The sequence below is a fragment of the Streptomyces sp. NPDC056987 genome (assembly GCF_042673865.1).
GTDB lineage: Bacteria > Actinomycetota > Actinomycetes > Streptomycetales > Streptomycetaceae > Streptomyces.
On sequence record NZ_JBHURV010000070.1, the window covers coordinates 1 to 22,184 of the forward strand.

23 protein-coding genes and 5 pseudogenes are annotated in these 22,184 nt (G+C 67.6%); 17 read left to right on the forward strand and 11 right to left on the reverse strand.

What is annotated here, in order from left to right:
- Positions 1-416: 416 nt before the first annotated feature.
- Positions 417-671: a hypothetical protein gene (locus ACFTZC_RS40975; protein ID WP_382899099.1), complete on the forward strand. Its 255-nt coding sequence runs from the start codon at positions 417-419 to the stop codon at positions 669-671.
- A gap of 250 nt (positions 672-921) precedes the next feature.
- Here ACFTZC_RS40975 and ACFTZC_RS40980 read toward each other — a convergent pair whose 3' ends face one another.
- Complete coding sequence (locus ACFTZC_RS40980) at positions 922-1,212, reverse strand: hypothetical protein (RefSeq protein WP_382899101.1); 291 nt, start codon at positions 1,210-1,212, stop codon at positions 922-924.
- 323 nt (positions 1,213-1,535) lie between these two features.
- Between ACFTZC_RS40980 and ACFTZC_RS40985 the strand changes: the two genes are divergently transcribed.
- Entirely contained in the window at positions 1,536-1,727 is a 192-nt protein-coding gene (locus ACFTZC_RS40985; RefSeq protein ID WP_382899103.1) for a hypothetical protein, read from the forward strand.
- Between the two features lie 228 nt (positions 1,728-1,955).
- On the opposite strand, the gene ACFTZC_RS40990 is transcribed toward ACFTZC_RS40985, so the two are convergent.
- Both ACFTZC_RS40990 and ACFTZC_RS40995 read right to left on the reverse strand, forming a co-directional pair.
- Entirely contained in the window at positions 1,956-2,696 is a 741-nt protein-coding gene (locus ACFTZC_RS40990) for a class I SAM-dependent methyltransferase (RefSeq protein WP_382899105.1), read from the reverse strand.
- Positions 2,697-2,905: 209 nt separating this feature from the next.
- Positions 2,906-3,154, reverse strand: coding sequence for a hypothetical protein (locus tag ACFTZC_RS40995; RefSeq protein WP_382899107.1), 249 nt, complete (start codon positions 3,152-3,154; stop codon positions 2,906-2,908).
- Positions 3,155-3,270: 116 nt separating this feature from the next.
- Here ACFTZC_RS40995 and ACFTZC_RS41000 point away from each other — a divergent pair, with 116 nt between their 5' ends.
- The 5 genes from ACFTZC_RS41000 to ACFTZC_RS41020 all read left to right on the forward strand — a co-directional run bounded on the left by ACFTZC_RS41000 (position 3,271) and on the right by ACFTZC_RS41020 (position 5,690).
- Complete coding sequence (locus ACFTZC_RS41000; protein WP_382899109.1) at positions 3,271-3,639, forward strand: hypothetical protein; 369 nt, start codon at positions 3,271-3,273, stop codon at positions 3,637-3,639.
- A 94-nt stretch (positions 3,640-3,733) separates the two neighbouring features.
- Positions 3,734-4,435, forward strand: coding sequence for a hypothetical protein (locus ACFTZC_RS41005; protein ID WP_382899111.1), 702 nt, complete (start codon positions 3,734-3,736; stop codon positions 4,433-4,435).
- Positions 4,436-4,563: 128 nt separating this feature from the next.
- Positions 4,564-4,737 carry a hypothetical protein gene (locus ACFTZC_RS41010; RefSeq protein ID WP_382899113.1) on the forward strand — a complete coding sequence of 58 codons (174 nt, stop codon included), beginning with the start codon at positions 4,564-4,566 and terminating at the stop codon, positions 4,735-4,737.
- Between the two features lie 26 nt (positions 4,738-4,763).
- Positions 4,764-5,123 (forward strand): hypothetical protein, encoded by a 360-nt coding sequence (locus ACFTZC_RS41015; RefSeq protein ID WP_382899114.1) that lies wholly within the window; start codon positions 4,764-4,766, stop codon positions 5,121-5,123.
- Positions 5,124-5,138: 15 nt separating this feature from the next.
- Positions 5,139-5,690, forward strand: a complete 552-nt coding sequence (locus tag ACFTZC_RS41020; protein ID WP_382899116.1) for a hypothetical protein — start codon at positions 5,139-5,141, stop codon at positions 5,688-5,690.
- 101 nt (positions 5,691-5,791) lie between these two features.
- Here ACFTZC_RS41020 and ACFTZC_RS41025 read toward each other — a convergent pair whose 3' ends face one another.
- Together ACFTZC_RS41025 and ACFTZC_RS41030 are read right to left on the reverse strand one after the other, a co-directional pair.
- Positions 5,792-6,319, reverse strand: coding sequence for a GNAT family N-acetyltransferase (locus ACFTZC_RS41025; RefSeq protein ID WP_382899118.1), 528 nt, complete (start codon positions 6,317-6,319; stop codon positions 5,792-5,794).
- A gap of 206 nt (positions 6,320-6,525) precedes the next feature.
- Positions 6,526-6,780, reverse strand: coding sequence for a hypothetical protein (locus tag ACFTZC_RS41030; protein ID WP_382899120.1), 255 nt, complete (start codon positions 6,778-6,780; stop codon positions 6,526-6,528).
- A 543-nt stretch (positions 6,781-7,323) separates the two neighbouring features.
- Between ACFTZC_RS41030 and ACFTZC_RS41035 the strand changes: the two genes are divergently transcribed.
- Positions 7,324-7,581, forward strand: coding sequence for a hypothetical protein (locus ACFTZC_RS41035; protein ID WP_382899122.1), 258 nt, complete (start codon positions 7,324-7,326; stop codon positions 7,579-7,581).
- 170 nt (positions 7,582-7,751) lie between these two features.
- The gene (locus tag ACFTZC_RS41040) at positions 7,752-7,877 is read left to right on the forward strand and encodes a hypothetical protein (protein ID WP_382899123.1); all 126 of its coding nucleotides are present in this window, start codon (positions 7,752-7,754) and stop codon (positions 7,875-7,877) included.
- Positions 7,878-7,932: 55 nt separating this feature from the next.
- Here ACFTZC_RS41040 and ACFTZC_RS41045 read toward each other — a convergent pair.
- Together ACFTZC_RS41045 and ACFTZC_RS41050 are read right to left on the reverse strand one after the other, a co-directional pair.
- Positions 7,933-8,176: pseudogene (locus ACFTZC_RS41045) on the reverse strand (transposase); the annotation flags it as partial.
- A gap of 304 nt (positions 8,177-8,480) precedes the next feature.
- Positions 8,481-9,278, reverse strand: a complete 798-nt coding sequence (locus ACFTZC_RS41050) for a hypothetical protein (RefSeq protein WP_382899125.1) — start codon at positions 9,276-9,278, stop codon at positions 8,481-8,483.
- A 481-nt stretch (positions 9,279-9,759) separates the two neighbouring features.
- On the opposite strand from ACFTZC_RS41050, the pseudogene ACFTZC_RS41055 reads away from it, so the two are divergent.
- The 4 genes and pseudogenes from ACFTZC_RS41055 to ACFTZC_RS41070 form a co-directional block, all read left to right on the forward strand.
- Positions 9,760-9,962, forward strand: a pseudogene (locus ACFTZC_RS41055) (hypothetical protein); the annotation flags it as partial.
- A gap of 212 nt (positions 9,963-10,174) precedes the next feature.
- On the forward strand, positions 10,175-10,582 hold the full coding sequence (locus tag ACFTZC_RS41060; protein ID WP_382899127.1) for a hypothetical protein: 408 nt from the start codon (positions 10,175-10,177) through the stop codon (positions 10,580-10,582).
- 127 nt (positions 10,583-10,709) lie between these two features.
- Complete coding sequence (locus ACFTZC_RS41065; protein WP_382899129.1) at positions 10,710-11,168, forward strand: hypothetical protein; 459 nt, start codon at positions 10,710-10,712, stop codon at positions 11,166-11,168.
- 217 nt (positions 11,169-11,385) lie between these two features.
- Positions 11,386-12,507, forward strand: a complete 1,122-nt coding sequence (locus tag ACFTZC_RS41070) for an NADAR family protein (RefSeq protein ID WP_382899131.1) — start codon at positions 11,386-11,388, stop codon at positions 12,505-12,507.
- A 39-nt stretch (positions 12,508-12,546) separates the two neighbouring features.
- Here the strand turns inward: ACFTZC_RS41070 and ACFTZC_RS41075 are convergent, their stop codons facing one another.
- Positions 12,547-12,966, reverse strand: coding sequence for a hypothetical protein (locus ACFTZC_RS41075; protein WP_382899133.1), 420 nt, complete (start codon positions 12,964-12,966; stop codon positions 12,547-12,549).
- A gap of 187 nt (positions 12,967-13,153) precedes the next feature.
- Here ACFTZC_RS41075 and ACFTZC_RS41080 point away from each other — a divergent pair.
- A pseudogene (locus ACFTZC_RS41080) lies at positions 13,154-13,926 on the forward strand (IS5 family transposase); the annotation flags it as partial.
- 130 nt (positions 13,927-14,056) lie between these two features.
- Here ACFTZC_RS41080 and ltrA read toward each other — a convergent pair.
- On the reverse strand, positions 14,057-15,487 hold the full coding sequence (gene ltrA, locus ACFTZC_RS41085) for a group II intron reverse transcriptase/maturase (RefSeq protein ID WP_382899135.1): 1,431 nt from the start codon (positions 15,485-15,487) through the stop codon (positions 14,057-14,059).
- A 712-nt stretch (positions 15,488-16,199) separates the two neighbouring features.
- Between ltrA and ACFTZC_RS41090 the strand changes: the two genes are divergently transcribed.
- Together ACFTZC_RS41090 and ACFTZC_RS41095 are read left to right on the forward strand one after the other, a co-directional pair.
- The gene (locus tag ACFTZC_RS41090; protein WP_382899137.1) at positions 16,200-16,685 is read left to right on the forward strand and encodes a cyclase; all 486 of its coding nucleotides are present in this window, start codon (positions 16,200-16,202) and stop codon (positions 16,683-16,685) included.
- 313 nt (positions 16,686-16,998) lie between these two features.
- Positions 16,999-17,583 carry a YrhB domain-containing protein gene (locus tag ACFTZC_RS41095; RefSeq protein WP_382899139.1) on the forward strand — a complete coding sequence of 195 codons (585 nt, stop codon included), beginning with the start codon at positions 16,999-17,001 and terminating at the stop codon, positions 17,581-17,583.
- 57 nt (positions 17,584-17,640) lie between these two features.
- Here ACFTZC_RS41095 and ACFTZC_RS41100 read toward each other — a convergent pair whose 3' ends face one another.
- The gene (locus ACFTZC_RS41100; protein WP_382899141.1) at positions 17,641-20,583 is read right to left on the reverse strand and encodes a SpoIIE family protein phosphatase; all 2,943 of its coding nucleotides are present in this window, start codon (positions 20,581-20,583) and stop codon (positions 17,641-17,643) included.
- Positions 20,584-20,774: 191 nt separating this feature from the next.
- Here ACFTZC_RS41100 and ACFTZC_RS41105 point away from each other — a divergent pair.
- Positions 20,775-21,035 (forward strand): annotated as a pseudogene (locus ACFTZC_RS41105) (alpha/beta fold hydrolase); the annotation flags it as partial.
- Positions 21,036-21,325: 290 nt separating this feature from the next.
- On the opposite strand, the pseudogene ACFTZC_RS41110 reads toward ACFTZC_RS41105, so the two are convergent.
- Positions 21,326-21,529, reverse strand: a pseudogene (locus tag ACFTZC_RS41110) (DUF5131 family protein); the annotation flags it as partial.
- Between the last annotated feature and the right edge of the window lie 655 nt (positions 21,530-22,184).

Sequence of the window (22,184 nt, forward strand, 5' to 3'; positions counted from 1 at the left end):
CGCAAGCTCAGCCGAACAGTCTCCAGTTGGAGCGGCATCGGCAAATACGGCACGGCGGCACTCTACCGACGCCGACTCCAAACCGGGCCCACCCGCCTCACCTAGGCCGTGTTTTAGAACTGGGTCCGTGTCTCGCTTCGTGCCGTGATGATCTCGGTGTGGGGCGAGGAGAGTCAGATGAACAGTGGGCGGTGCTGGGGGCGTTGTTGCCGGTTGCGGGTTGGGCAGGCCGTCGGTGGGCGGCGGCGGTTGATCGACGGGATTCGTCGGCGGGTGCGCACCGGTGCTCCGTGGCGGGATCTGCCGCCCGAGTGAGCCCTTGGCAGACGGTCTACGGGCTCTTCCGTCGCTGGCAGCGAGATGGTGTCCGGTCAGTGGTCCTGACCGGGCTGCAGGTCCGGGCGGATGCCGCTGGTTTGATCACCTGGGAGGTGAACGTCGACACCACGATCTGCCGGGCCCATCAGCACGCGGCCGGTGCCCGGCGGCACGGCCAAGCCCAGAAGGAGCCGCCGGGCGGCAAACGGGCCGAACCCGGTGATCACGGCCTGGGCCGGGCGCTGTTCGAGGTGGTGCGGAGCGCGGAGGCAGCGACGGCTATGTTGCTGATGGTGCTGCGGCGGGACTTCCACCCCCTGTTCCGCAACGAGCGTGACGCCGAGGGCAGGTAAAAAAGGGGCGGGCGTGGGCGGCCCTCGCGCTCGCCGTGGAGCGCCACCGGCCCTACACCTTCCGGGAGGCCGGCGTGTTCCTCTCCGTGCACCGGGAGCTGATGGCGGCTTTGCCGCAGTACCGTGCGGAGTTGCGGAAGATCGCCGCGCAGGCTCTTCCGCTGATGCCCGCCCGCCTTCGGCCGCGGCCGATCTTCCTGGGGACCGTCTCTGGGATGCTGTTGCCCGTCCCCCGCGGCCGGGCCGGGGGCTATTCCTGGGGGAGCGCGGCGTAGCGGGCCTGGTAGAGGGCGGCGATCCGGCCGGCTTGCTCGTGCCCGGCCTGTTCGACGGCCCGCTGGTCCGCGACGCACTCCCGCAGGGCGGCCGTCAGCTCCTCCAGCCGGGGCCCGGCCGTCCGGGCAGCTTGCCGTTCGCGGTGGATATCCTGCCGGTACCAGCTCATGACCGCCCGCACGTTCTGCAATGCCACGTCGTGGCCAGCGCCGTGCTCTCCTTCCTCGGGGCGCAGGGATCCGGGGGCGTCGGGATGGTCGTGCACGGGGAGCCGCCTCAGTGTCGGAGCAGGACAGGGGCGTTGTCCGCCGCGGGGAATCGGACCGGCAAACGCCGGTGGTGGGTCCTAGCCTTCGGCGGCGAAGTCGGCCAGGGTATCGGCGATCACTCGCGACGGTCCGCGCACCGCGTCAGGGTTCCGCATCCAGTAGTACGGGATCGCGATCAGCTGATGGGAAGGGGCCCAGCCTCGCCCGCGAGCCCGGGTGTCGTCATCGACACCGCCCCGGAACACCCGCCGTGACTCGCCGTCGCGAGTGTCTGGGACCATGGCGCCAAGGGGGATGGCCCGTGCGTCTCGTTGTAATCATGTCCAAGGTCGTGCTTGCCGTCGTGGGCACTTGGCTGCTTCTGTGCGCGATGATCGCCTTTCCCGCGCTGTTGCCGGCGCGGTGGGAGTACTACCTGGTTTCTCCGGCTTCGGTGAGCCTGTGGTTGATCGCCATGTTCGTGAGTCCGTTTGCCGTCTGCTGGAGGCTGCGGCGTTGGATCGCCAGATGATTGCCGTGCTCGGCGGTAAACGCAGGTTGAGGGGTGTTCTTCCCGACCCGAGGACACCGCGGTGCGCGGTGGGCACCACCTTGCCTCAGACCGGTGCGACGACCGACCAGCGAGTTTTCCCCCCGGCACAGCACGCTCGCTGGGCCCGTCCGCTCAGCGCCTGACTCCGAGCCGCCTGCGCGCGTTTGCCCAGTTCGGGATGCGAACGGAGAAGGCTTGGTGGTGAGGTCAACCGGTCGTCGATCGGGGGCGTCGCGCCAGGAAGACGAACTCCTTTCCCGGGCGGTCGTGCGCATCGCGAACGCCATCCACCACGTATCCGTGCGCGTCCAAGTCCCTCTCGACTTCGTCCCGCTCGCGGAAGCGCAGCGTCGAATCCGACGTCAGCACCTGTCCGTCCGCTGCGAACCTGTACGTCCAGCGGAACGTCACCAAAGGCTCACTCAGCTCAATGAGTTGAACCCAGCTCTCGACGGAGCCGACGCCTGGGATCTCGGCCACGCGGTAGGACTTCTCTCGGGTCCACTCTTCCCAGGCGCGTCTGGCCGGATCACGCGTTTCGAAGACCAGATGCCCACCGGGCCGCAGTGCTTCGTAGGCTCCTCGTAGCGTGTTCTGCCATGCATGTGGATCAGTGATGGCCTGGGCAACGTTCGCTGTCATCGTCGCGAGGTCAACCTGCAGCGTTGGGAGGCATGTCGCGTCGCCGCAGAGCCAGCGGACGCGTTCACTTCCCGGCTTGGTCCGGGCGACGTCGATGGATGCCTGGGCAGGATCCACACCGACGACCTCGATCCCGCAGCCGGCCAAGAGGAGCGCGAACACCCCTGTGCCGCAGCCGATGTCCAGTACTCGTTGCGCCTCGAACTCTTCTGCCATCTGCAGGTATGGATCGAGGTCGCTGCGGTCGGGGTCGAGCGGGTCATAGATAGCGGCGAGTCTCGGATGTGCGAAGCAGTCGTCAGCCATGCGGCCGAACGTATGCGGAGCTGGGCCCGAACAGCTACCGAGTCTCACGACGGTCACAGGCGCTCAGCCCGATGATCTCCCCCCAAAGGAATGCTCGACCAAGATCCCCGACAGCGTCAGGGGCTTACGTGACCGTCCACACAATGGAGTCCCCGGGGAGGGCCCGGACAAACATCTATGCTCGAGCATCCTTTCGAGGGGATGCTTCTTCACAGAGCTCCGGCCACGCGTAGGTTGAGGGGTTCAACGTGATCACCAGGGGGTTTGCTGTGACGGGTGCGGGCCGGGATCTGCGGGCGCTGTTCAGCTCGAACGACCAGCGGATGGGTGCTGACGAGGCGTTCACCAACCGGCAGGACCAGTGGCAGACGCTCACCGAGCACCTGCGCCGTATCGCCGGTCCGGGTTTCGACGTCGAAGACCTCAAGGCGCCCTGCCGTAACATGCTCGTCTTCCACGGTGTGGGCGGGATCGGAAGACGACCCTGTCCCGCAAGCTGGAGGCCGCCCTGGCCAGTACGGAGCAGCGCCCCGCCCAGTGGGGCGAACCGGCCTGTCCCGACAGCCCCGCGGTCTTGCCCGTACGGATCGATCTCGCGCGGTCGGCCGGCACCGACTTCGAACGGGTGATCCTTACGATCCGCCTCGCGCTCGCCGCCCGCCCGAGCCGGCCGCTGCCCGCCTTCGACATCGCGCTGCGCCGCTACTGGGAGCACCAGCACCCCGGCGAACCGCTGGAGGAGTACCTACGGCGCGGTGGTCTGGCGGGGCGGTTCGGGCAGGCGCTGCCGCAGCAGATGCAGTCCGCCCTCGCCGACGTCGCGGCGGCGCTGCTGCCCGGCACGGTCGGCTCCGTCCTCGATGAGGCGACCGGCTCGCTGATCGGGGCGCTGCGCGAGCGCCGCCAGTCGGTGCGGGCGCTGGCCAGGTGCGCGGCTGGCTGACCTCCTCCAGGCCGATCCCGACGTCGACGCTCTCTCCTACTACCCGCACCTTCTGGCCTGGGAGCTTGCCCGGCTTCCGGCGGGGAAGCGGGTGGTGCCGGTGGTGCTGCTGGACACCTTCGAGGACACCGGTGACCGTACCCGCCGCGATCTGGAGCGGCTTGTTCAGCGTGTGGTGTGGCTGATGCCGAACGCGTTCTTCGTCATCACCAGCCGCAGCCGCCTTCCCTGGGCCGACGAGAGCATTCAGAGCCAGCTCGACTGGACCGGCCCGCCGGCCTGGCCCGGCCTGGACACCCCGAGCCTCCCCCACCCCCGCCCCACCGTGCCGGCCGGGTCCACCGGGCACGGGGGCCGTACGGCGGACGGGCGCCAGGTCCTGATCGGTGACTTCAGCCAGGAAGACTGCGAGGACTACCTCGCCCGCCAGCTCACCCGCGACGGACAGCCCCTCATCGAGGAGCCGCTGCGCGCCGTGATCACCGCTCGGTCCCACGGGCTGCCGCTCCACCTCGACCTGGCAGTGATGCTCTTCCTGGAAATCCGTCGCACCCGCACCCCCGAGCCGACGGACTTCGACGTCGACTTCCCCGCACTGATCGCCCGTACCCTCAGCGGCCTCACCCCGGACGAACGCGACGTCCTGCGCTCCGTCAGCCTGCTGGACGCCTTCGACCTGCCCCTCGCCGCACAGGCCAGCGGGCACGGACTGCGAAGCACGGTCTGCGGCTGCTGGAGCGGCCCTTCGTACGGGAGAACCCGTTCGGCCTGTGGCCCTTCCACCTGCACGCCCTGATCCGCTCCACGATCCGTACCGCTGACGACCGCACCGACGACCGCTGGTCACCACGCGACTGGCACGACGCCGTCGTACGCGCCTTCACCGCGCTCGGAGACCAGTGGAGCACCAGCGGCTCAAGCAGCATGCCGGGCCGGCTGCTGCTTGTCGGCGGCCTGCGCCAGGGCCTGGCCCTCGCCCGCGACTTCCGCCTCGACGTCGGCTGGCTCACCGACGCCACCTGGACCTACATCGGCGACTCCGTGTGGGCCCCCTCGCCCCGCCCGCCCGGACCACCCCCGCCCCTCCGAACGCCATAGACACCGCGGGCACCACCGTGATGGGAGTGGAGATGCCGACCGACGCCCTGGTGGAAACGCTCAGCGCGCTTGGCCGCCGCCAGCACGAGCACCGCGAACGCACCGTCGACCGGCTCACCGCCGTCATCGACACCCGGCTGCTGCCCGCCGAGCTCCACGAGATGGCCGTCTACTACCAGGCCAAAGCCCAGCGCGACCTCGGACGCAGCGACGCATCCCGCCGCGGCATGCAACTGGTCGCCGACGGCGGAGGCCGTCTCGCACCCGCCGCGCGCCGCGGCCTCGCGCACCTGGCCCGCCTCGCCGGCGACTTCCCCACCGCCCTCGAAACCGCCCGGTCCCTCGGCTGGGAAGGCCGCCGGCACCGCGTCCTGAGAGACGTGTGATGGGTCCAGGCCGACATGACCCGCGCGGCCGCCGCATACCAACAGACCCGCGTCGAAGCCGAACAGCACGGCGTCCCCGGCAAACGGGCCACCGCCCAGGCCCAGCGCGCCTTCGTCCTTGCCTTCACCGACCCCGCCCGCGCCGACGACGAACTCGAACTCGCCCAGCAGCTGCTCACCGGACTCGGCGAGCGCGCCACCACCCTCACCACCGAGATCGCCGCCCTCATCCGCGACGCCGGAACCAACCAGCAGTGTGGAGGAGCGCGCCCGCCAGCTCCGCACCCGCATCCGTGCCGTCGGCCTCGCCTCCGCGGAAGTGACTCTCGACCTCGCCCTGTGCTTCCACCACGCCGTCCAGAACAACCGCGCCGCACTGGCCACCACCATCGCCCGCTGCGCGAACGCACCCACTCCGCCTACTACACCGAAATCACCCACTTCATGGGTGGCCTCCTCCTCCCCGTCCCCCTCACCGGCCCGCTGGCTCGACAGCGAACAAGAAACCGCAACCGCTGGCAGGCCCTGGTCATCACCCGACGCAAGTACGTGCGCGCCGCACGGTAAAACACCCGACGGCCCGGCCGGCAAGCCGGGAGCGGGATGCTACGTCTAGGGCTGGGGCTCGGCTGTCGCCGGCTCATATAACTGATTTCCACAACGATCAGTCAGTCGCCCAGGATCCGCTCCCACAGCAGCCCGTCCCGCCAGCTCCCGTCGAGGAAGATCGAGGAGTGCGCGACGCCGTACGGGCTGAACCCGTTGCGGCGCAGCACCCGCTGCGACGGCAGATTCTCCAGATTGGTGGATGCCTCGGCGCGGTGCAACCCGAGTTCGTCCGTCATCACCCGGAGTGCAAGCCCGACGGCGTGCCCGGCGTGTCCTTGATTCTGGGCGATGCTGGCGATCCAGTATCCGACGGTGCCGCGGCGCAGGTGCGGCTGCGGCAGGATGCCTCCGACGGTGACCTGCCCGATCACCTGGTCGTCGGCGAGCACCACGCCCGGCCAGACCGTGCCGGCCAGGTATCCGGCCAGCAGCCTGTCGATGCGCTCCGCCTGGCCCTCCGGTGTGAAGAAGTCGGCCGGCTGCGCCGGTTCCCACAGCTGGAAAGCCTCGAAGTCCCGCACCCGATGCGCGGCTATCGGGGCGGCGTCAGCGGGCTCGATCAGGCGAATCCTGGTGCTGTTGTGCATGGGCCGATCCTTGTCGCGGTGCGTCGAATGAGACCGGCCAGCCTATACGAGCCGCAAGAGCCGACGCTTCTGTCCAAGCGCTTCGTCCTGAAACGATCAGTAACAGAGTGCTGGTAGTGAGTGGTTGGAGTTTCCATATCCGGGTTGCCCATATCGCGCGCACATGGCGCTCTTCAGGACAACCGGGGAAACCTCGACGCATCAGGTCACTCATACGTCCTGGCCGCCATGATCATGCGCGCCACCAGTTTCCAGTCAGGCTGTTCCGGCACTGGCTCACTTCGATTAGCGAATACTCCTGGCATGTCTTGCAACCAGCCAGCCAGGGCCTCCAGGAAATCTTCGAGCGACGTATTTTCCCAACTCGACCCTCCCTCTGAGAGATCCGCAATAGCCTCCCCCAGGAACCTGACCAAATCATCGCGAGTTTCAACACCATCAAGTCGATCGACGAGGCCCACCACTATCACCCTCTCACCCTGATTAACACACCGTCATTCCTAGATGAAAACTTATCCCCCTTCATAGCCTCTCCATCCCCCCGGACACCGCCCTCCTGAATCGAATTCCTTACCAGCCTCACGGAAAGCATACAGCCCTGCGATTGTCGAGAGAATAAATTTTCCCACTCTCTCGAATATCCGAATCGGCGGCACATCCCCGGCCTTCGGTTCCTTGCCCAGTCATACGCCGAGCACCCCGCCTATCGCCAGGAACGGCGCCCATAGCCGTTCAAGGAGACAGGCTTTAGCCCAGAAGCAGTCCGAGGGTGCGCCCGGCTACCTGGCCCCGCGCGCACCCTCATAAGCTAATGTGATCACATCCAATGCGCCAGCAGCCCGACAGGGAGGACATCCCATGCACCAAGTCATCCCCCTCGGGTTGTTCGGCACCCTCTCTGGACAGTCCCGTTTCAGCCGCAACGCGGAGGAGATCAAAAAGCTCTCCGGCCAGGTGCCCGTAGACGAACGCGCACACGTGCGGAATATTTAAGAACGGTACCCATGGTCATCGCCCTCATGGGATACACAGAGGACGTCATAGGTCAGGAATTCTCCGTAATGGGTGGGTCCGCACTTCACAGCGACGGCACCTACTACTGGCGTCGCGATACCGCTGAGTACGTGGATACCTACGGCACACTCCTTCCTGCCGAATTCATGGAACACGGCACAAAGACGGAATGGCACGCACCCTTCCTGACCGATATGGAAATCATGGAGATTGACGATTACTTCATGTCTCTCCGCACACAGAGCTGAGCATCGAACACCCGGCTCAACGGAAGAACCCCTCACGTGACGAGTTCCGGCGGCTCCTTGAGCCTTTGAGCCTAGGCAATCAGCTTCGGCGCGCTCCAGCGCAGCTTGGCGCCGTAAGCCGGGAGTCGGGGATGACGTCCAGTCGGCTCTTCCGACAACTACTCCGGGCTGTGGAGGCTGACGACACCGAAGCGACTGCCGAGTTCATCGAAGCCGACCAGCGGATGCCTGCGCTGCTCGTGGGGATCGCCAAGAACCGCCTCCGGGCCATCGAGCGCGAGACCGACGTGGCCTGACAGGTGGGGACGAAGAAGTGTACGCAACTGGGGATCTGACTCCGTACGCCGACACCTGAGCCATCTTCTTGTCGCAGTAGGTGCGGGAAGCCGGGTCGGCCAGGGCTGCGAAGCGCGGAGAGGAAGAAAGCGCGTATGAGTTGCTTGCTTCCGTGTCGGGACGGTTGTTCGCCTCGGATGGACGAGCCCGAGCTGCGGGTTGGGGGAGCGAGGCCGGCGTAGGCGGCGAGGTGGGCGGGACAGGAAGCCGGATCCGTCGCCGACGTCATGATGATCCGTACTCCGGTCCTGACGCCGATTTCCCGACATGAACGTCAGGACCTTGGAGCCGTCGCCCACCTCTGCCGCCACACAAGGTGGCTGTACGAACGCTGGAGCGAGCAGCGATCCCGCCTCGGCCAATCTCAGTGCGCGGCATGCCGGCCTTCGCTGCTGAGCCACTCGTGCACCCAGTGAGCGGGTGAGGGGGATCTGGATACCAGCAGCCCAAGTCCCAGGCGAGGTGGGCGACATCCTTGGGCACATCCGGCCAGTTCCGCAGCATCGGCTGCTTCCGGAAGCGCCGACGGGCCGGTCAGTTACCGAGGGTACGCGGTGGCCGGCTCATGTCCCGCCGCCACAGCCGCCACCGCACGAGCTGGACGCGCCGACACCGCCGTCGTTGGCCCAGTCAGAGGCACGGGAAGGGTCCGTACCGGCAGCCCGCTCCGGCCCCTGGACACGGACCTGCGCCTGGACGACGCAGCGCTCACACAACGCCTCGAACTCGGGCCACTGCTTCTGTCTCGTCCTCGAATCCGCGATCACGAGCCAGACCGCCGCCGGCACATGCACGGCCAGGGCGATCACGAACCAGCGCCCGTCCGCTCCCGGCTGACGAACGTAGAACCCGATGCCGTAGGCGACGACGGCGAACAGACCGAACACCACCGCCCACGCTGCCCTCTCACCGCGCACACCACATGTCCGACGCGCGGGAAGGTTGCGCCGCGCTGTCCGTCGCAGCTGTACGCTGAAGGCCGGGAAGCGGGGTGATGCCATCACCTCCTCCACAGAACCGCTCCCTCCGGCATCACGAACGGCTGTTCGGAGTTCCGCCAGCAGAGGGTGCGATTCCGGTCGCGCTTCCCGCACCCTTCGGCGCCGACCACGGGAGGAACGGTGCCCGGGTGACAACAGCAGGATCCCTGCCTGCGTCGCCGCCCGCTCCCCCTCAAGGTGGTACATGGCGAGCACGGGCCTGGCCGCCCCGGTGTCGAAGAAACGACCGATGGCCTGCCGGTCACGCCGGAGCACACAGCGGAGGCGGACGAACGAGTACGCCATGAACGTCGCGAAAGCACTGACCCAGACGACCGCAAAGGCCCAGAACGCCGGTAAGTCCACCAGGAAGCCTGTCATCAGTTACCCCCTCGATCCCATCCGGACTCTCAGGGCCGGCCGGGAAGCGGCATCCCCCTGGCTTCCAGGGTGGCAGGAACGTCCCCCGCCGCACAGGCGCCCGGCAAGATCTGGAACCCCGCAGTGAAATCGTCGCGCCTCCTCAGGGCCAGCCGGCGGTCCGTCATGGAGGCCGTAATCACTCACGCGACCTCCGCGTGCCTGGAGCCCGCCCCGATGGCTCCGATGTCCCCTCCCCGGGCCAGGTGGCCGAAGGAGACGTCCGACGCCGTCACCAGGTACGGGGCCGGGCAGGGCCCGCGGATTTCAGGTGTCCCCCGACCGCGGATACCGCTCGGACGCAGCCACCTCGACCGGGCCTGTCCCGATCGCTCGGCAGATCCTGTGTTTCACCACGAGGACACCCCACACTCCTCCGGACAAGAAACACCCCCATCGCGGGGCCAAGCAGGCCATGTACACGAAGTGCTTCCACCGATCCGCCGTCGACGACATCGAAACACCGTTGCCCGCCTGCGCCCGCACGGCGCCGAACTCGCCGGTGAGATCGCCCGGTTCGAGGACAGTCATCTGCTCTGCTGTCTCCGCGGCACGGCGGGCATCATCATCGCACTGGCCGAACGCCAACCTCGGGTGCGATGCGAACATCAGGGCGGAGCAGCGAGGGGCAGAAGTACTCGCTGACCTCGGACGAGGACGACAGCGACTTCTGGGGCTTCGCTCACGAGGCCGAGGGTTTGTTCACGCCGCTGCCGGATGAGGAAGGAGCTCGCCGAGTGCATCTCGCGGGTTGCCTCCCGCAGGGTGGCCTACTGAGGTGCGTTGACCACGTCGGCAGTCGTCGTGCCGTGGCGGGGAACGCCTGGTTCGAGCTCCTCGACGGTGACGGTGCCACCATGGGGTCCTACTTCGTCAACGAGGTCACCGTCATCGATGTCAAGCCCTCCGCCAGTGGTGCCGGCCTCGTCGACCCCACGGTGACGCTCTGGTGCGAGAACGCCCTGCCCGGAGCGGAACAACCGTGGGAGCTGGTCCGCACCAGTCACCTGAACCACACCGGAATGTGGCACGAACCCGCACCCAAGGACCGACACGCGTGGCTGTCGGTGGCCCTGTGGTCCCGGGAGTACCAACGCCAGGGGAAGTCCGATGCGCCTGCAGGCCAGGTGTTCACCTTGGACGGCCGACAGATCGTTGACCGGGACACCTTCAATGGACCCGGTGGATACTTCGCTGGGACTTCTCTGCCGAGGCGCGGACGCGGTTGGCGGAACGCGTGCCCGCTGGTGATCGCGAGCTTGTGATGTTCGACCTCCTCCTGGAGATCTTCGAGGAACGGGGTGTGAGCGTCATCCTTCGGTGACAGCTCGTTGCTTCGAGGCATCGGTCTGGGGACGTCATTCGGACTCCTGCGGACGGCGGCGTGCGGGGATGCCGAGGCGGACAGCCGGTCGCCAGGCTCGTCGTTGGGGTCTCGTCGCGCTTCGCGCGGAGGAAGGTGAGGGTGAGGTCGATGCCCTCGATCTCACCGATCCAACCTTCGGCCTCGGCCTGCGTCCTGCGTTGCAGGAGGTCGGCTTCCAGCTCGGAGAGCCGGGCGAGCATCTTGGGATTGACGTGGAGCATCGGGCAGCGGATGCTTGTCTGAGATGTCCCATGATCAACATCAATCCGAAGATGCTGCCCCGCCTCGACGAGATCGAGGACGACCTTCTGACCCGCCGGGCCCGGGCCGAAGCAGAGGGGTGGCTCGGTGAGATCGAAGGAATCGACCTCACCCTGTCCTTCCTGCGCCAGAAGCGAGACCAGACCCGCCAGCTCGCCACGGTCGCGCCGGTCGACCTCGGCATACCCGGCATCGCGCCGCGATCAGCGGCCAGGCGAGAATGAGGGGATGTATTGCCTGCAGGCGTCATTGCCACCGAATCCGTGCTCCGCGAGTTGACCGGCTCCACGACAGAGACGTGCATCGTTCCTCTCGGCCAGCACCCCTGGCCCCTGCCGATGACCGAGGCGCTGCCCACGACTCGTCAAGCAATCGGGTGAGGGACTTCGACCGTGCGGAAATTCCCCGACCGCGCAGCGGCGGGTGCGACACAATCGCCGGATGATCGGTAACAAGACCACTCATCGCACTGCGGACGGCGTTCACATACCCGGCACCTGGCGCCACGCCTTCATCCGCAACGGTGGCACGCACTTCCTCACCGACCTGTTCATCTACGCCGACGGGCTCATCGACTGCTGGGAACTGGTCACCCTCGAGGAGTTCCAGGACAAGCTCCGCAGCGGCTGGGTTGCCACCACCCTGCCGGACGGCGCCAAGGCATCCGCGTTCGAACTGGCCAGCTGGACCTTCAGCGAGCCCCATAACTACCTCACCCCCGACCTGCTGGTCGCCGAGATACGGGACACCATCGACCAGCTCAACGGGCGCCCGGATTCGACGGGCCGATGCCTGGCCGCCGTCGACACCTTCCTCGCCGACCGGACCGAGGAGAACCGCACCGCAGCCCGCAACGCCTTCCTGGCCATCCCGCTCTCGCAGCGCCGTTACGCACTGGGCGACATGGATAGCAAAGACTGGCCGCTGCGGGTGCTGGTGGCGGGACCCGGCAGCGAGACGTACATCCCGGCCGATGGACCGATCATGCAGGAGGAATACGACAGGGCCATCGCCTACTTTGAGGAACGGGCGCGATGGGCCACCGAACGGGCCACGCGCGTACCGGCAGACGGACCAGTGGCCTCCTTCGCTCCGGCGATCAAGCTGTACCACTCGTATCCGAGCAAACCGGTCGATGCCCCGGGATGGCGGGGCCTGCGCAACGACTACCCGGCCCCGGTCGTCGTCGGCGGGGTCAGCTACCCGTCTGTCGCCCACGCCTACTGGGCCCTGTCAGTCGCTGAGCCCGAGGCCCGGACCGCGATCGTCACGGCAGATACTCATGCCGCCGCACGCAAGTCCGCGGCCGCGGCAGCACAGCGTGAGGGCTGGCAGCATGCCCGTACCGCGGTGATGGCGAGCCTCCTGCGCGCGAAGTACGACCAGCACCCCGACCTGGCCGAGATCCTGCTGACCACGAACGACGCCACCATGATCTACGACGACGCTGACTCGGCTTTCTGGGGGGACAACGCCGGACGCGGCCGCAACTGGGCAGGCCGCCTCCTAGAACTCGTCCGCTCGGAGCTGCAGGCGCAGCGGGCCGGTATCTCAGGGCTGTGAAGGGCCGCCTGCTGCTCGATACTGAGCGACTGTCGACGATCACGTAACTTCCCAGCCATGCGGTCTTCGTCCCCCACCGTCGGCTCCGCCGGAGGACGTATTCCAGTCGCGGTGCCCCGTGTCGGGGTCCTCGCCTTCGGCGGCGAAGTCGGCCAGGGTATCGGCGATGACTCGTGACGGTCCGCGCACCGCGTCAGGGTTTCGCTTCCGGTAGTACGGGATTGCGATCATCTGAAGGGAAGGGGCCCAGCCTCGCCCGCGAGCCCAGGTGTCGTCATCGACACCGAGTTCGTTGCGGAACACCCGCCGTGACTCGCCGGTGAATGCGTACCACGCGGCCAGCAGGTCGCCGGCCGGGTCGGCGGCGCGCAGCGTGGCGAAGTCGATGACTGCGGACAGTTGGCCCTGGCCGTGAGCAGGTTCCCTGGCAGGAGAGGTCAGTCGCCCGCACCGGCTCACCACCGCAGTAGTAGGAAATCGCCGAGATGCCGAGGAAAGCCTGCCGGGCGTGCGGGACACGCGACGACGCCGAAAGAGGGTCTGTCGAGATGTTCCTGCGGTCGGCAGAATCCGTCCTTCCCTACGCGCCGAGCCTGAGGTGCCCCCAACTGTCCCCGTCAGAGCTAGGGCGTGTCTGCAATGCCGGTTGGTCGTTAGCCCGTTCGTGGTGTGTCGTCATGAAGTGACTGATCATGCCTGGGCGGTGATCGGGCTGTTGCCGGCTCCGCCTCGGATGGGGCGGCCGGTGCGGGACCGGCGGCAGGTCCTCGACGGGATCCTGTGGAAGCTGTCCACAGGCGTGGCCTGGTGGGACCTGCCGGAACGGTATGGGCCGTGGAAGACAGTCTACGAACGGTTCCGGCGCTGGTCGGCGGACGGGACCTGGGACCGGCTCCTGGGTCACGTCCAGCAGCACTCCGATGCGATCGGCGAGGTCGACCGGTCGATCGTGTGCGTCGACTCGACGGTCGTGCTGGCCCGTCAGCACGCGGCCGGGGCCCGGAAAGGGGGCTCTGGAAGGGTGAGGCGCTCGGCCGGTCCCGCGGCGGGCCGAGCACGGAGATCCACCTCGCCTGCGACGGGCGGGGCCGGCCGCTCGCGTTCACGATCACGGACGGAAACGTCAACGACTGCACGCAGTTCGAGCCGGTCATGGCCCGCATCGCGATCAAGCGGAGCGGGCCCGGGCGGCCCCGCACCCAGCCCGACCGGGTGGCCGGCGACAAGGGCTACTCGTCCCGCACGATCCGCGCCTACCTGCGCAGACGCGGCATCGCCCGCACCATCCCCGAACGCGTCGACCAGATCAGCGGACGCCGACGACGCGACGAGACCCTCTGCCGCCTCGACCGCACGGCCTACCGGCGCCGCAACGTCGTCGAATGCTGCTTCAACAAGCTCAAGCAGAACAAGGCCCTCGGTGAGGTCGACTCGGGGCGCCCTGCTGGTGTCTCCACCAGTGGGTTTCCCCGAGCCGCCTCCCGAACCCGGCGTGCCCGTCTCCGGGCACCGGGCTCTCCACAAATCCCGTTTCGGGATGTTCAGTTCCTCATGCCGTAGTGGACCACGGGGTCGGGATGAGTGTTCCCCGGTATCGGTATCTGGTCGTACTTACCTTTGCCGGGTTGAACAGTTCCGCTTCCTCCGTGACAGGCCACCAGCCACCGCCGTAATAGCGTCGGCTGAGCTGTTTCCAAGTGATCCCGGGGTGCTTGCGTCGGATCCATCGTGCCACCCTCATCCACGTGTAGTGGCTGAGGTAACAGAAAGCGACGTTCGAAACTCCGGGACGGAAATACGCGCACCATCCTCGCAACACCGAGTTCAGTCGATGGAGCAAGGAATCCAGCGACAAGCCGACGTTCTGCCGTCCGGCCAGTTCCTTCACCTTCCCGGTGACGGAACGCACTGATTTCCGTGCCGGGTAGGTGTAGATGTACTGCCGATCAGTGCCAAGTTTCCGGTGACGCTGGATGCGCCATCCGAGAAAATCAAGGCCCTCGTCAATGTGCGTAATCTTTGCCTTCTCCACCGACAGGCGAAGGCCCATTGGCTTCAATGCCTCTGCGACCTCGTCGCGTAGATCCTCGGCATGTTCACGGTGCCCGAAGACGAGTACGAGAAAGTCGTCCGCATACCGGACCAGCCGGTAGTTGGGCAATCCTCGGCGCCGTCTCCTGCGCCGATCCTCGGAGGTACTATCTGGGCCTCCGAGGCCCTGGGCGATGTGCTCGTCCAGGACCGAGAGTGCGATGTTGGCAAGCAGCGGCGACAGGATCCCGCCCTGCGGGGTCCCGGTGCGTGTGTCCGTGAAGGCTCCGTCACGGGACAGGATCCCGGACTTCAAGAACGCCTTCACCAAGGACAACACCGGCTTGTCCCCGATTCGATTCCGCACCCGTTCCATGAGAGCCGGGTGCGAGATCTCGTCGAAGCACGCCGTGATGTCGCCCTCCACCACCCACTCGTATCCGTGGCTGGCGAGGTAGCGAGTCTCAGCGATCGCATCGTGGGCTCGGCGGTTCGGGCGGAAACCGTAGGAACACGGGAGGAAATCCGCTTCGAATACCGGCTCCAGCACCAGTTTCAAGGACGCCTGGACCACTCGGTCCGCCACGGTCGGGATCCCGAGACGACGAAGCTTACCATTCGCCTTGGGAATCATCCGCTCGCGGACGGGAACCGGATGGAAGGTGCGGTCTCTGAGCTGGGTCCGCAGCTTGTCGAGAAACACCTCGACTCCCTGCCCGGATTCGATGGAGCGGGCGGTCTTCCCGTCCACTCCGGCCGTGCGGGCACCCTTGTTTCCCCGGACACGGTCCCACGCCACCAATAGGAAGGCGGGATCGGCCACGAGGTTGAACAGGTCGTCGAACCTGCGATGAGAATCATCGGCAGCCCAACGGTGCAGCTTGGTCTGGATCTCCAGTACCCGGCGTTCGGCCTTCAGCAAGGCCCATTCCAGCTCGTCGGTATTCACCGGCGACAGCCTCCTGGCATTCCAGTCTCCTTACTGCTGACTTGCTGGCCCCCTTCCCCATGTGGCCGGCTTTCCCGGCCTCCGAGTACTACGGAGCCTCCGTCCTGCCCGACGGCCATCAGCCGGCGATGGGCCTGCCCCCGATCGGACTGGATGTCCGATATAGGGCGACCGCGGGCAGTTCCCACGTTCACCACGGAATCGATCGACGGGTGAGGTGCCCAGCTCTACCCCGGCAGCATCGCCACGCTTACGCCGCAGGCTTTCGGCGTGGCCTCCCCACCGATACGTGGAATCGGCTTCGGAGTCGACCACCGGCGAGCGCTGGTGGTCGTGCACTGCGTCCGGCCCAGATCCGCCAGGTTCGAGCCGGTGTCGTAATTACGGGGCGTCAAGCACTGATTTCTCGCGTGCACCTTCCTGTCTCGCTAGCCGGACCCGGGTTGTCTGGCAGTGCCAACCCGTCCCGGCGTTGTCGGGGCTGCTTACCGCCCGGCTCGGCATCCCCCGAACCGAACTGCCCCCAGCTTCAACCGGATTGCTACGACGACCCGGTGGTGAAGGTCTCTCACCTCACTCGATTCCATGGCGCCTCGTGGCGCACCCACCCGCTACGACAAACGAGCCCGCCACTACAAAGCCCTGGTCACCCTCGCCGGCCTGCGACTACGGCTCCCCGACTGACATTACGGACACGCCTTAGGGTCGCGGAATGACGCACTTCGAAATCAGCACTCACATCGCGGCAGCCCCGCAGCGCGTCTTCGATGTGTCACTGGACGTTGATGTCCACACCAGTTCGATGGCCGGATCCGGTGAACGGGCCGTCGAGGGCGTTACCGCCGGCCGCATGCCCCTGGGTGACACCGTCACCTGGCAGGCCAGGCACTTCGGCCTGCGCTGGCAGATGACCCCCTGCATCAGCGCCTTCGACCCCCCGGGCTACTTCGTTGACGAACAGGTGTCTGGTCCGTTCAAGCAGTGGCACCATGCGCACCACTTCGAGCGCGATGAGTACGTCAGCACTCTGATGCGCGATGTGATCGACTTCGCGGCCCCGCTCGGCCTGCTGGGAACCCTCGCCGAGGCCGTCATGCTCGACAGGTACATGCCGCGGCTGATCCGCGTCCGTAACGAGCACGTCAAGGCCACCGCCGAGGCGACGGTCGGGGGCACCTCATCCTCTGTGGGGACCTGATCCCTCGGCGCGGCGGGGTGGGCGTTCATGGGCGCGGGCGCCAGGACGTGCGGGGCGCGGATGTGCACGTCGGGCACCGTCCGGTTGGCCGCCGTCATCAGCTTCGGTGCGCCCCAGCGCGGCTTCGTGCCGCGCCGGGCGGGGTGCTGGGGCGCACCGGGGAGGTTAACTCGTGTCCTCGTCGGCCTGGTGGGCGAAATGCGGCTTCTGAGGTCTGTGTGATCTCGTGGGTGCCCCCTCCCCGTCTCGTGCGTGGCTCCTCGCCGTCCGAATTCGCCGGCCGGGAGGGGGATCCGCACGGGATGCTGCACGTGTGATCGAGCGAGAGGCCGCCGTTCGGGCCGTCGAAGAGCAGTTGGAGCGGGACTACCAGGAGTGGCGGGCCGTGGACGCGGCCGCCAAGCGGAGGGTTGTGGTTCACGTCGAGGAGCACGAGCTGGTGTGGATCGTCTCCTGGCAGTCCGAGGAGTTCGCACGCACCCGGGACTGGTCGTCCATGCTGATCGGCAACGGACCGTACCTCGTCGACCGGGTCGACGGGGCACTGCACCACATCGGCGTCATCTCCTCGGCGTCCGGAGCGTGGGAAGCCGACTACCGGGCCCGGATTCGCGGGCTGCCGGTGTACACCGCAGTGGACGAACTCCACGACGAGTTGCGGGAAGTGGCCGCCGCGCGCGGGCGCGTGCACGCCGTGCGGACACTGCGCCGGAGACTGTCCGTACTCTCGCCCGCGGAGGCCATCGCGTATCTGAAGGCACTGTTGGACGGTGACGCGCCGACGCGCCTCGTGGCCGTCGCCACCAAGGAACTCGTGGAACCTCTCGACCCGGTACTTGCCGTGAAGACCGTTCGGGCGGGTCCAGTGGTCCGCCCCGGCGAGATGCCCGCCGACTGACAGGAGGTGCCGGCCGGCGGGCCGGTCGCGCGTTCCGCTCGGCCGTGCGCCAGGCCGTCAGCGCTCCCCCTCCCCCGAGGAAGGCGCGTTCAGGTCCACGTCGAGTCCCTCCGTCCCGTCGAACCCGCCGGTGCTCAGCAACATCAGCTCCAGGGCATCGGACGACTGGTTGCCGCGGCCGTCGAGCCCGTGCAGGGCCTGCTCGGTCCAGATGCATTTTCCCTTCGCCGTGTAGCGGCTGCCCCAGCGTTGCGAAAGCGCAGTGATCAGCTGCAGCCCGCGACCGCCTTCGTCGGTGTCCGCGGCACGGCGCATGCGGGGCATCGTGAGGCTGCCGTCGAAGACCTCGCAGATCAGCTCGGCGCCGTGCAGCAGCCGGAGGCTGACCGGGCCCTTGGCGTGGCGTACGACGTTGCCCACCAGTTCGCTGGCCAGCAGTTCCGTGGTGGATGTCAGGTCGTCCAGGCCCCAGACGGAGAGCTGCTCACGGACATAGCGGCGGGCCAGGCTGGCCGCCTTCGGTTCCTCGGTGAGCGGCCAGGAGGCCATCCTGTCCGCGTTGAGGGCGTGGAGGCGGGCCACGAGAACGGCCGCGTCGTCGGCCGCTTGGTGCTCGGCGGGAAGCAGCCCGGCCGTCAGTGTGTCGCAGAGGCGCTCCAGATCCGCGTCGCCGCCGTCCGCGTGGGCAGTGCGCAGGAGCCGGGCCAGGTCCGCCATACCCGTGTCGATGTCGCGCTTCGCCGACTCGACGAGGCCGTCGGTGTAGAGCACGACCAGAGTGCCTTCGGGCACGGTCAGCTCGACCGTTTCGAACGGCGGCTCGGCCGCGCCGAGCGGCGGATCCGCGCCCAGTTCCGGGAACCGCACGGTGCCGTCGGGATACACCAGGGCCGGGGGCGGGTGTCCGGCGTGGGTGATCGAGCAGACCTGGGTGGTGGAGTCGTAGAGCGCGTACAGGCAGGTCACGTAGGACTCGTCGCCCATCTCGCCGACGATGTCGTTGAGGTGCCCCATGATCTCGTCGGGGGGCAGTTCGAGGTCGGCCAGGGTGCGTACGGCCGTACGCAGGCGGCCCATGGCGGCCGCCTCTGGCAGGCCGTGGCCCATCACGTCGCCGACGACGAGGGCGACCTGGCCGCTGGAGAGCGGGATGACGTCGTACCAGTCGCCGCCCACGTCCATGCCCTGCCCGGCGGGGAGGTAACGGGCGGCGGTCACGCACGCGGCCAGGTCGGGAAGGCCGGTGGGAAGCAGGCTGCGCTGGAGTTCCCGGGACCGGACACGCTCGGCGTCGTAGAGCCGGGCCCGCTCAAGGGCCTGCGCGACGAGGGCGCTGATGGTGGTCAGCAGCGAACGCTCGTCGTCGGTGAGCCGACGGGGACGGTCAAAGGACACGACGCACACCCCGAACGTGCGCCCGGACGCCGTCAGCGGCAGGAAGGCCCACGCCTGCTTGTCGGCGATGGCCGGCAGATCGGCGTGGTCGGGCGCGTACGCGGCGTACTCCTGCCGCGAGGACAGGAATGCCGGTACCCCGGACGAGACCACCTGCCAGGACGGGCTGGTGCCCGCCGCCACGCGGTCGTTCACGACATCGAGGAAGTCGTCCGCGTATCCGACGGACCCGACATTGAGGAGCCGGTTCCCCTCTATGGCCTGCACCATCAGCCCGACGGCGTCGAACGGCGGCAGCACACGCCGGGCCACCGCGTCCACCACGTCCTGTGAGGTCGTCGCCTTGGCGAGCGCCGCGGTCAGCTCCATGATCTGGGCGGCTCGCTCGGACGCGGCCCGCTCGGCCGCCCGGCGTTCCTCCTGCATGCGCAGCTTCTCGGTGACGTCAGACAGGTAAAGGGCGCAGCCCACCGGCCCGGGTACGAGCCGTAGCCGGTAACGACGCCCCGTATCTGGCATGAGCGCATCAAAACTGACGGGTTTCTTCTCGGCGGCGGCCTTCCGGCAGCGGCGCTCCAGGCCCTTGATCCGCCGTGCGGCGGGCAGATCCCACAGCACACGCCCGAAGGTCTCGTCCTGGGAGAGTCCCATCGCGTGCTCCGCCTCCAGGTTGGTGAAGATGACGCGCCACTTGGCGTCCACCGCCAGGAATCCGTCGCCCATCTGGCGAAGGGCCCGGCTGAGCGCGTCCCGGGCGGAAAGCGACTCGCTGTTCTCCCATCTCACGCCGACCATCCGGAGCGGCCGGCCGCTGTCGTCGTACGTCGGCATGCCGCGGGCCCGCGACCAGCCGTACGTGCCGTCCAGGCGCCGCACCCGGTACACGGCCTCGTACACGGAGTGTTCGCGGATCGCCCGCTGCGCTTCCGCCATGGTCGGTGCCAGGTCATCGGGGTGGAGGACGTGCATCCAGTCCTGGACCTTGCCGGTGAAATCGGCCGACTTGCTGCCGTAGAGCTCCATGACCGCCGCGTCCCAGATCAGTTCGTCGGTCTGGAGGTTCCAGTCCCACCAGCCGACTCTGAGGCCGGGCACATTCTGTCGGGACCGGTCACCGTCGGGATCCTTCGGTACGAATTCCGACATCTTCGGAGCCCGAGCCATGCGCTCCTCGGCCCATGCGACGACGGCCCGCAGGAAGTCCCACTGCTCGGGGGTGGGCTCGCTCCGGTCTCCCGTCAGGACGGTGAGGGTGCCCATGATCCGTCCGCCGCCGGACACCGGCAGGGCGGCCATGCCGGTGGTTGGCCCCGGGCTGTCGGCGGCTTCGGCGGGGAGCGGGGGCAGCCACAGGGCGGCGCCCCGGCGCAGGGCGCGCGCCGGGGCCAGCGGGCTCTTCTCGTCGATGATCTCCCAGGAGCCGGTGAGGGCGGACGGCAGGCCGACCGCCGACGCCAGGCACAACCCGGACGTGGGACCACAGAGGTGGATCATTCCCCCCAGGGCGCACAGCTCCCCAGCGGCGTGCTGGAGCGCCAGCCGGAAGACTTCGCTCTCCGGAGTGCCGGAAGCCGCCGTACTGAGCAGGGCCAGTCGCGGGTTCACACTGCACATTTTACGCTCGGCGGCCCGCGTCCTCCGGGGCGGACCGTTCGTCGCGCCGGCCGGTCCCCCTCGCCGGCGGGAAAGCCGCGGGGACCGGGCGGGGGTCCGCGAGCACGGCAAGATCCGGAGGACAGCCCCAGAATCCCGGTGCGCGCCGGCCGAGGATGCTGAGAGACTGCCGACACGCCGACATGCCGATCGTCGACGTCTCACCCAATGTATCCATCGCCTACGAGACGTTCGGTGACCCCGCCGACGCGCCAGTCCTGCTCGTGATGGGGCTCGGCGCCCAGATGATCGCGTGGCACGAGGACTTCTGTCGCGCACTCGCCGATCGTGGCCGCTACGTGATCCGCTTCGACAACCGCGACTGCGGACTGTCCACCACGTTCGAGGACCGTCCCGTCGACATCGGGCAGCTCATGGCCGCCGTGAGGTCCGGCCACTGCCCGGTCCGGCGCCATGCCGGACAGCTCGCGGGCGGCAGGTCTGCATAACGTGGATGCGCGCGTACGACACCACCGCCGAGGTCGCCACGTTCAACTCCTTTGGAAGGATGCGATGTTCGACACCGAAGACGTGGGCGTCCTGCTCGGACCTACAGCCTAGCCGCGGAACAACTGCGCAACCAGGGGCACTTGCGCCTCGATGTAGTCATCAAGCTCATCCTGGCGAGCGGCGAACACTGGGACGCGAGCTGGAGGGACGGACCTGGGACCAGATGCCCTTGCCAGCAGCGGCGCGCGTCCGGATGTACGGTCAGGCCGAACCCTGGCCCGGACGTCCTGGGGTCCCCGTCGTTCTGGTACTTCGCCGACCCCATCACCTTGAGGCGTTTGGCCAGCGTCATCGCGTAGCAGTTGTCGCATCCCGAGGACACACGGTCGCAGCCTGTCGTCGGGTTCCATGTTGCCTCGGTCCACTCGATCGAGCTTCGGTCGCTCACCAGCTACCTCCCCGTCGTCCCGGCCCGCTCCCGCCGAACAGCGGAGCGGCATGCTCAACGAACCTCCATCGGCTTTGGCACCGGCCATCCAACCACCCCTGCCCACCGCGTTTTCCGGGTATCGGTGACCTGCGGACATCACCCCGCGCCCTGTGCTCACTCGCAGACCCCGGGCCCCGTTCACGCCGTGCTCCGCAGGGATTCCGCCCGAACCGCGGGCGCTGTGCCGTCGTGACGGGCGCGCTCGGCCCGGGCCCTACCTGGCTCGGGCAGACCAGCCGCGTCTCCGAGCTGCTGCGCACCAGGCCGTGACCTGCCGCAGCAGGTACGCATATCTTCCTGTCGGGAGGGCTGGGTTCAGGCTGCGAAGCATGCGAACCGACAGGGATGAGTGGCGGGCCTTTGAGGGAGCAAGGACGCCTCCCCATCAGCATTACGAGACACTGGACGCACCCTTAGAAAATTGGCCATCGGAGGGTGGGTACGTGGTGGCCGACGGCAGCGAGAACAATTATGAACCGAGCAAACACCTGGATTCGATCTGGGGATTTTTAGGACTAAGCTTGGCGTTTATCGCCTGTGGTCGAACATGGCCTCGAACTTGCTGGCGCTTTCGGCTGAGTGCCTGACGCGAGAACGGCCTTCGTTCGATCCT